The sequence below is a fragment of the Dietzia sp. 111N12-1 genome, assembly GCF_001658045.1.
Taxonomy (GTDB): domain Bacteria; phylum Actinomycetota; class Actinomycetes; order Mycobacteriales; family Mycobacteriaceae; genus Dietzia; species Dietzia kunjamensis.
Window position 1 is genome coordinate 26,924 of record NZ_LSSV01000036.1, and the last position, 7,743, is coordinate 34,666.

The window sequence follows — 7,743 nt, forward strand, 5'->3', positions numbered from 1 at the left end:
ACTGTTCAATCAAGGCGGAGGAAGGGGCCCGATGGACCCGACGAATGAACCCTCGGTCGAGGGGGCCGCCCAGGCGAGGGACGCCAAGACGGCGATGCTCGAGATCGCCGAGCAACTGATCAGCGAGCGCGGTCTGGACCGTGTCTCGATGCGCGACGTCGCCACCGCCGCCGGGCAACGCAACAACTCCGCGGTGCAGTACCACTTCGGCAGCCGCGACGGTCTCATCCTGCAGGTGCTGCGGCGCCGGCTGACCGCCCTCGACGTCGATCGCCGGCAGCGGTTGGCGGAGATCGACGAGCAGGGCCTGGGCACCGACCTCGCGGCTCTCGTGCGGGTGCTGTTCGAGCCGATCGTCGAGCTGCTCCGGTCCCAGCCCGAGTCCACCTATTACGCACGGTTCCTGCAGCGGGTCGGACCTGTCATGGCCCCCGGGATCCCGGAGGCGCAGTTGCGCACCGCGACCGACGACGTGGTGGTGCGCCTCATCGATGTGCTCTCCCACCTGCCGCGGCGGGTGGCGTTCGAACGTATCGACCTGGCCACCCAGATGTTCACCGGTGCACTGGCCGTTTACGAGGACCGTCGGGACGCCCGGAACGCCGTGGTCAACGCCGACTTCGACAAGGTCGTCGCCCATCTCTACGACATGGTCGAGGCCGCGCTGCGTGCAGGGGTCGGACCAGGGGAGTCACACGTCGCGGACGCACCGGAAGCCGAGGTTGGCAGTAGCTGAACCGGCGGTGTTCGCGGATCGGGCCGCCACCCGGTATCGGTGGCAGTACGACTCGTGGCACAGGTAGGAACCTCCCCGCATCACGCGCCACGTCTCGTCGCCCGGGCTCCCGTCGGGGCGCGGACCGCGGGGATCCTCTCGGGGCGAGACCGCGTAGTAGCCGGGGTCGAACACGTCGGCGCACCATTCCCACACGTTGCCGACCATCTGGTGCAGGCCGTATCCGTTCGGCCGGAACGCGCGTACCGGGGCGGTCGTCAGGTGGCCGTCGTCGAGCGTGTTGTGGGAGGGGAACCGTCCCTGCCACACATTGAGACCCCACCGACCACGCGGGGTCAGCTCGTCGCCCCACGGGAAGCGGGCCCCGGCGAGGCCGCCCCGTGCCGCGTACTCCCACTCCGCCTCGGTGGGCAGGCGGGCCCCCGCCCATTCGCAGTAGGCCGTCGCGTCGTTCCAGGACACGTGCACGACCGGGTGGTTCTGCACAGCGGTGATCGAGGACCGGCGCCCGCCGGGGTGGCGCCAGTCGGCTCCCCGCACGGCCACCCACCACGGCGTGGAATCCAGGTGGTGGAGGACGTCGGCCGGGTCGGCCTCCACGGCGAGATGGAACACCGGCGAGACGCCGAGGTCCTCCGCGTCGGTCACGTACCCGGTGTCCTTGCAGAACCTGGCGAACTGGGCGTTGGTTACGGCGCACTCGTCCATCCGGAACGAGCGCAGGCTCACCTCGTGCAGGGGTAGCTCCCCGTCGTCGGGGTACCCCTCGTCGAAGTGGTCGCCCATCACCGACGTCCCGCCGGGAATCAGGACCTGCCGGCGGGGACGGTCGGCTCCACGGCCCGGGGACCGCGGGCCCCGCAGGTTCGGCCCGTCGGGAGGGGGCGGGGCGCCCGGTGCGCAGCAGGCCCTCGTCGTCGTCATCGTCCTTCCCCGGCTCCCCGGCCCGTGACCACCTCGGACAGGAGTTCCGCCATCCGCGTGTCGACGTCCTCACGGTCGGCGGCTGCGACGTCCAGGACGTCGAGGATCTGCTCGCGCAGAACCGGCCAGGCATAGATCACCGTGAGGGCGAGCGCGAGGTGCAGTTCGCCGGCCGGCGGGGGATCGGTCATGCGGGACACCGCGCCGGCGGGCCGGACCGAGGCGTCGATCAGCGGCCGCGACACGGCGCCCGGATCCAGGGCAAGCCACACCAGGAGGCGGCTGAAATCCGGGTTGTCGACGGCTCCGGTGAGCATGGAGTGGACGGCCCTGCCGGCATCGTCGTGGTCTCCCACCCGGGCGGTGCCGTGCCGCAGGCCGTCCTCGAGCACCGCCGACAGCAGGTCGTCCTTGTTCCCGATGTGTCGGTGGATGAGGCCGAGGTTCACCCCCGCGGCCTCGGCCACCAGGCGCAGGGGCGCCCGTGGCCCGCGGGCCGCGAAGATCCGGCGGGCGGTGCCGAGAACGGCGCGGCGTACTGCGTCTCGTCCGACGGGGCGATCCGATTCGGGGAGATCCATGGACGCCACTGTAGACGATCGTCTACAGTCACGGTTTAGCACGCTGTAGACAGATGTCTACACCTCGCGCGTCGTCCCCTCGACCAGGCCCACCGGCCACGGAAGGAACCCCCATGCAGGTCACGATCGGCGATCACGACATCGAGTTCGGCCCCAAGCGGATGCGGCTGACGGCCGACGATGCCCCGCCCGCCACCTACCACCACATCGGCGTGCGGCCCGTCACCCCGTTCATCGGAGCGGACGTCGAGGGCGTCGACCTCGCCGCCCCGTCACCCGAGCAGATCTCCGAACTCAAGACCGCGCTGCTCGAGAGGAAGGTGCTCTTCTTCCGCGACCAACAGCACGTCACCGCCCACCAGCACCGCGACTTCGCCGCCCACTGGGGCGACCTGGAGGTCCACCCGCTCCTCGACCAGGGGGAGATCCCCGAGGTCGTGAGGTTCGACCGCGGACAGGACAACCCGGGCATGGAGAACATCTGGCACGTGGACGTCACCTGGCAGGACCGGCCCCCCATGGGGTCGGTGCTGCGGGCGATCCGGGTCCCCGATGCCGGCGGCGACACCCTGTGGTCGGACATGGGCAACGCCTACGACGCGCTGCCGGACGAGATCAAGGAGTGGATCGACGGGCTGACGGCCACACACGACTTCACGCCGTCGTTCGGCCGGAGCATGTCCCCCGACAAGCTCGCCGAGATGCAGAAGCGCTACCCGCCGCAGCACCATCCGGTGGTCCGCACGCACCCCGAGACCGGCCGCAGACTCCTGTTCGTCAACAGCCTGTTCACCACCGGTATCGACGGCATGGACCCGGTCGAGGGCAGGGAGTTGTTGCGGCGCCTGCTCGACCAGGTCAAGATGCCCGACTTCCAGGCACGCCTGCGTTGGGCCCCGGGCACGGTGGCGTTCTGGGACAACCGGGCCACCCAGCACTACGCGTGCAGTGACTACTTCCCCCATCGTCGGGTCATGGAGCGCGTCGCCATCGTCGGGGACGTGCCAGCATGAGCCCGTCAGACGACGCGTTCCCCGAGGCCGGTCTCGACCGTCACGTCCTGCCCGTGCGGCGGCTCGCCGGTCGGGTGCCCGCTGAGATGGACCGCCGCGATCAGCAGGACGGGTTCCCGGGCGTCGAGCAGATCCGCCCACCGCAGGGGGCGCCCAACGTCCTGCTGGTGATGCTCGACGACGTGGGGTTCGGCACGTCCTCGGCGTTCGGGGGCCCCTGCCGCACCCCGACCATCGAGCGCCTCAACCACGACGGGGCGGGGTACACGCGGTTCCACACCACCGCGCTGTGCTCGCCGACCCGCGCCGCGACCCTCACCGGGCGCAACCACCACAGCGTGGGGATGGGCGTGATCGCCGAGATGAGCACCCGCGCACCCGGATACACGGGCATGCGGCCCGACTCGGCGGCCACCATCGCCCGGGTGCTGCGCGGCAACGGCTACGCCACCGGCGCGTTCGGAAAAATGCACCAGACCCCGCCGTGGGAGACCACGGCCGCCGGGCCGTTCGACCGCTGGCCCACCGAGGAGGGGTTCGACACCTTCTACGGGTTCCTGGGCGCCGAGGCGGACCACTTCACCCCGGTCCTCTACGACGGGCGTCGGCAGGTGGACCCGCCCCGGACACCGGAGGAGGGATACCACCTCACCGAGGACCTGGTGGACCACGCCGTCCAGTGGGTCGAGAACGTCTCCACCGTGGCCCCCGACATGCCGTGGTTCTGTTACCTGCCGCTGGGCGCGGTCCACGCGCCGCTGCACGTCCCCGAGTCCTACCGTGACCGGTACGCCGGCGAGTTCGACGACGGCTGGGACGCCCTGCGCGAGCGGACCCTGGCGCGCCAGAAGGAACTGGGAGTGGTCCCCGAGGACACCGAGCTCGGACCGTGGGCGCCCGGTCTGCCGCACTGGGACGAGCTCGACGACGACGAGAAGAAGGTCGCCGCCCGACTCATGGAGCTGTACGCCGGGTTCCTCGAGCACACCGATGACCAGGTCGGGCGACTCATCGACCATCTCGACTCGACGGGTGCGCTGGAGAACACCCTGGTCCTGTACATGGTCGGGGACAACGGCGCCTCCACGGAGGGCGGCCGGCTGGGCGCGTTCAACTACCTCGCCGGACTCAACGGGCTGCCCTCGACCACCGAGGAACTGCTGGCCAAGTGGGACGATCTCGGCGGCCCCGACTCGTACCCGCACTTCCCGTCGTCCTGGGCGCTGGCGCTGAACACCCCCTACCAGTGGGCCAAACAGGTCGCCTCCCACTACGGCGGGACCCGGAACGCCCTCGTCGCGCACTGGCCGGGCCGGATCGCCGAGCCGGGCAGGTTGCGCCACCAGTGGCACCACTGCGTGGACATCGCCCCCACCATCCTCGAGGCCGCGGGTCTGCCGATGCCGCACACCGTGGACGGTGTGGCGCAGAAGCCCCTCGAGGGTATGGGCATGACCTACACCTTCGACCAGCCCGACGCCGCGGACCGGCACACCACCCAGTACTTCGAGATCTTCGGCAACCGCGGGATCTACGACCACGGGTGGACCGCCGTGACCGCGCAACGGGCGCCCTGGCTGATGGCCACCTCCGGCGTCGACCTCACGCCGCTGGCGGACAGTACATGGGAGCTCTACGACACCCGCGCGGACTGGTCGCAGTCCCGTGACCTGGCCGCCGAGCACCCCGAGATCCTCGAGCGGTTGACGATGAAGTTCATCGCCGAGGCCGCGCGGTACGACGTGCTGCCGCTGGACGACAGCACCGTGGGACGCCAGGCCGGCGTCGACAACCGCCCACCCCACCCCATGGGCGGCCGCACGTCGATCACCCTGTACCCGCACATGGACGGGCTCAACGAGAAGGCCGCGCCCAAGCTGCTCAACCGTGCGTTCCGGCTCACGGCGTCGCTGGAGGTCCACGGCGGCGATTCCCCCGCGGCGGGGTCCTGCGAGGGTGTGCTGCTCAGCCTGGGTGGCCGCTTCGGAGGCATGACGCTGTACATCGTCGACGGGGTGCCCGTCTTCGAGTACAACTTCTTCGGTCGCCACCACGGCCGGGCAGCCGGCAGCGAACCGCTCGCCGCGGGTGCGCGCACCGTCGAGCTCGAGTTCGCCTACGACGGAGGGATCGCGGCGGGCGCGGACCTGCGCCTGCTCGTCGACGGTGAGCAGGTGGGGCACGGGCGGATCGCCGTGACGGCGCCCGCGATGTTCAGCATGAACGAGACCCTCGACATCGGGCGCAGTCGGGGGAGCGCGGTGAGCACCGCGTACGAGGGATCGTTCCCGGTCCGCGGCGCCACGCTCCACCACGTGCAGGTGGATCTCGGTCGCGGCAGTGAACTCCCGCAGGCGCGACGGGACGAGATCGAACTGGCCACCCACTGACCTCGGCGACGGACCGGTCGCCGGGTCAGACCCGGCCGCGCAGGAGCTTGCGGAAGTACACGACGGGCTGGACGAACCGGTCGAACGCGTACGTCATCCGTCGCGGGGCGAAGAGGTCGATCCCCGGCACCGACGGGGCCGGCCGGCCGTCCCGGTCGTGCTCGTCGAGCACCAGTCGGCCCCTGCTCACGGCCACGGGGATGACCGTGTAGCCGTCGTACTCCTTCAGCGGCCCACCGTCGCGGGCGGCGCGCAGGTTGTCGGCCACCACCGCGACCTGGTCGCGCAACGCGCCACCGGACGGGCGGGTGTCCACGGTCGCGGCGTCCCCCAGTCCCCACACCGTCTCGTGGCGCGTGTGGCGCAGGGTGCGGGGGTCCACCTCGACGAGCGTGGCGGCGTCGCCCGTCGCCAGGCCCGAGTCGGCGACGAATCGCGGTGCGCGGCTGTCCGGGGTGACGTAGGCGAGGTTGACGTGCTCGAGGGTCACCGGGGCGGGGCCGTCGAGCGAGACGGTCCGGGCGGCGTGGTCCACAGCGGTCACCCGAGTGTCGGCGTGCACCGTGATGCCGTAGTCCTCGATGAACGGCTGCAATCGGGAGTCGATCTTCTCCAGTCCGAGCAGTCCGCCGAACGGGGTCACCAGGTGCACGTCGATCCGGTCGAGCACCTCGGCCCGCCGCCACCGGCCGCACGCCAGGAACATCGCCTTGAGCACCGTCCCGCCGCAGGATGCCGGCTCGGGCGGAACCGAGAACACCACGGTGCCCTCACGTTCACGCACGAGGGCGGCACATGCCCGACCGGCGTACTCGGGCACGTGGGCGGACACCGCCCAGCCGTCGACGTAGGCCTCCTGCAGTCCCGGAATCTCCTCCCAGTGCGGGGTGAGACCGGGGCACAACACCAGGTCGCGGTAGCTGACGGACGCGCCGCTGTCGAGGGTGACGGTCCGGGCGTCGGGATCGACGCGGGTGGCCGCGTGCGGCACGAGTTCGACCCCGTCCGGGACCACGGTCGCCATGGCCCGCTCGTAGCGGGACATGCGTGCCTGCCCGGCCGCGGCGTAGTTCAGCATCGGCCGGTAGCGGTGCACCGGGCTGGGGTCGATGAGCGCGATGCCGCCCACGCCATCGCGCCTGAGGCGGGCCGCCAGGGAGACCCCGGCATTGCCTGCCCCGACGATCACGGTGTCGAACGCGGCGGGCATGGCTCTAGAACACCTCGAACGCGTAGCCGACGAGGCCGACCACCAGGAGGAGGACGACGATGGCGATGACCACGATCCACACGACGGGACTCGTGCGTCCCGGCTGAGGAGTCGGGCTCTGCCGCTCCGTGGGGGCCTGCTTCCTGGCCGCACTGTCCGACTGCAACGAGGTCGAGTCGGAGTCCGGCGTCACCCCGGCGGGGGCGGAACCGGTGTCATCCACGTCCGGGCTCTGGGCGGGATCCGGGTCTGACGGTCGGGCGTTGGTCATAGTCGCACCTCTCGTTGACTGGGACCCACACGCTAGGGGCTCGGCGGTCGAGCTTCCACCGGTCGGCCTGTCACCGGCCGGTCTTTCGCCTCTCGACGCGAACCGCGGCCCGGGTCCTGGCCGAGCACCACCACGCCCGGCCCCGCCCCGGCCGCGAGACCGGAGAGGACCTCCGCGACCGACCACGCGGTGATCGCCGAGGTGCGACCGCCGGAGTCCGGGTCCACGGCGTTCTCGAACTGCAGCTCGTAGCGGCCCATCGGCGAGACCCACTCCACGACGTGGCGGGTGCGCTGAACCTGGGGGTCGGCGACCACGACCACCTCGGTCCGGTCCAATCCCAGCGTGGCCAGCGCGAGTGCGACCGAGGCGTTGGAGGTGAGCGGGAACGCCAGCGCCGCCTCGCGGGCGGACCCGCGGAACACCTCCCGTCGCTCGGTGAGCTGCTCCTCGACGTTCAGCGCAGCAGGACTCTTGATGGTGAAGTGGCGCAGGTGGGCGTCGTCGGTGCCCGCGCGTGCGGCCGCCGAGAGGACGTCGAGTCCGCCGATCGCCCCGGCGGGCACCAGCACGCGTCCGGCGCCCGACCCGCCCGCTAGTGTCGCGTTTCTGAAGTTG

8 protein-coding genes are annotated in these 7,743 nt (G+C 71.1%); 3 read left to right on the top strand and 5 right to left on the bottom strand.

Translation table 11 applies throughout. From position 1 onward, the window contains the following. The first annotated feature begins 31 nt into the window (after positions 1–31). Positions 32–736 (top strand): TetR/AcrR family transcriptional regulator, encoded by a 705-nt coding sequence (locus tag AYO52_RS09600; protein ID WP_067716442.1) that lies wholly within the window; start codon positions 32–34, stop codon positions 734–736. Here AYO52_RS09600 and AYO52_RS09605 read toward each other — a convergent pair. After that, a complete protein-coding gene (locus tag AYO52_RS09605; RefSeq protein WP_067716444.1) occupies positions 692–1,522 on the bottom strand; it encodes a formylglycine-generating enzyme family protein in 831 nt (276 codons plus the stop codon). The genes AYO52_RS09600 and AYO52_RS09605 overlap by 45 nt on opposite strands. 134 nt (positions 1,523–1,656) lie before the next feature. Beyond that, complete coding sequence (locus AYO52_RS09610; RefSeq protein WP_067716469.1) at positions 1,657–2,241, bottom strand: TetR/AcrR family transcriptional regulator; 585 nt, start codon at positions 2,239–2,241, stop codon at positions 1,657–1,659. Between the two features lie 113 nt (positions 2,242–2,354). On the opposite strand from AYO52_RS09610, the gene AYO52_RS09615 reads away from it, so the two are divergent. Next, positions 2,355–3,254 (top strand): TauD/TfdA family dioxygenase, encoded by a 900-nt coding sequence (locus AYO52_RS09615; RefSeq protein WP_067716445.1) that lies wholly within the window; start codon positions 2,355–2,357, stop codon positions 3,252–3,254. Continuing rightward, positions 3,251–5,644 carry an arylsulfatase gene (locus tag AYO52_RS09620; protein WP_067716448.1) on the top strand — a complete coding sequence of 798 codons (2,394 nt, stop codon included), beginning with the start codon at positions 3,251–3,253 and terminating at the stop codon, positions 5,642–5,644. Before AYO52_RS09615 ends, AYO52_RS09620 begins: the two co-directional genes overlap by 4 nt. A gap of 25 nt (positions 5,645–5,669) precedes the next feature. Here AYO52_RS09620 and AYO52_RS09625 read toward each other — a convergent pair whose 3' ends face one another. The 3 genes from AYO52_RS09625 to AYO52_RS09635 all read right to left on the bottom strand — a co-directional run. Next, positions 5,670–6,854, bottom strand: a complete 1,185-nt coding sequence (locus AYO52_RS09625; protein WP_067716450.1) for an NAD(P)/FAD-dependent oxidoreductase — start codon at positions 6,852–6,854, stop codon at positions 5,670–5,672. Positions 6,855–6,858: 4 nt separating this feature from the next. Next, positions 6,859–7,125, bottom strand: coding sequence for a hypothetical protein (locus AYO52_RS09630; protein WP_067716453.1), 267 nt, complete (start codon positions 7,123–7,125; stop codon positions 6,859–6,861). 32 nt (positions 7,126–7,157) lie between these two features. Further along, positions 7,158–7,743: aspartate dehydrogenase domain-containing protein (locus AYO52_RS09635; RefSeq protein WP_082923920.1), on the bottom strand; the 586-nt coding region annotated here is incomplete at its 5' end.

What these genes read in the sequence shown, in the direction of transcription:
- AYO52_RS09630 (WP_067716453.1), bottom strand. Translation starts at nt 7,125, where the DNA reads ATGACCAACGCCCGACCGTCAGACCCGGATCCCGCCCAGAGCCCGGAC.
- AYO52_RS09605 (WP_067716444.1), bottom strand. Translation starts at nt 1,522, where the DNA reads ATGGGCGACCACTTCGACGAGGGGTACCCCGACGACGGGGAGCTACCC.
- AYO52_RS09625 (WP_067716450.1), bottom strand. Translation starts at nt 6,854, where the DNA reads ATGCCCGCCGCGTTCGACACCGTGATCGTCGGGGCAGGCAATGCCGGG.
- AYO52_RS09615 (WP_067716445.1), top strand. Translation starts at nt 2,355, where the DNA reads ATGCAGGTCACGATCGGCGATCACGACATCGAGTTCGGCCCCAAGCGG.
- AYO52_RS09620 (WP_067716448.1), top strand. Translation starts at nt 3,251, where the DNA reads ATGAGCCCGTCAGACGACGCGTTCCCCGAGGCCGGTCTCGACCGTCAC.
- AYO52_RS09600 (WP_067716442.1), top strand. Translation starts at nt 32, where the DNA reads ATGGACCCGACGAATGAACCCTCGGTCGAGGGGGCCGCCCAGGCGAGG.
- AYO52_RS09610 (WP_067716469.1), bottom strand. Translation starts at nt 2,241, where the DNA reads ATGGATCTCCCCGAATCGGATCGCCCCGTCGGACGAGACGCAGTACGC.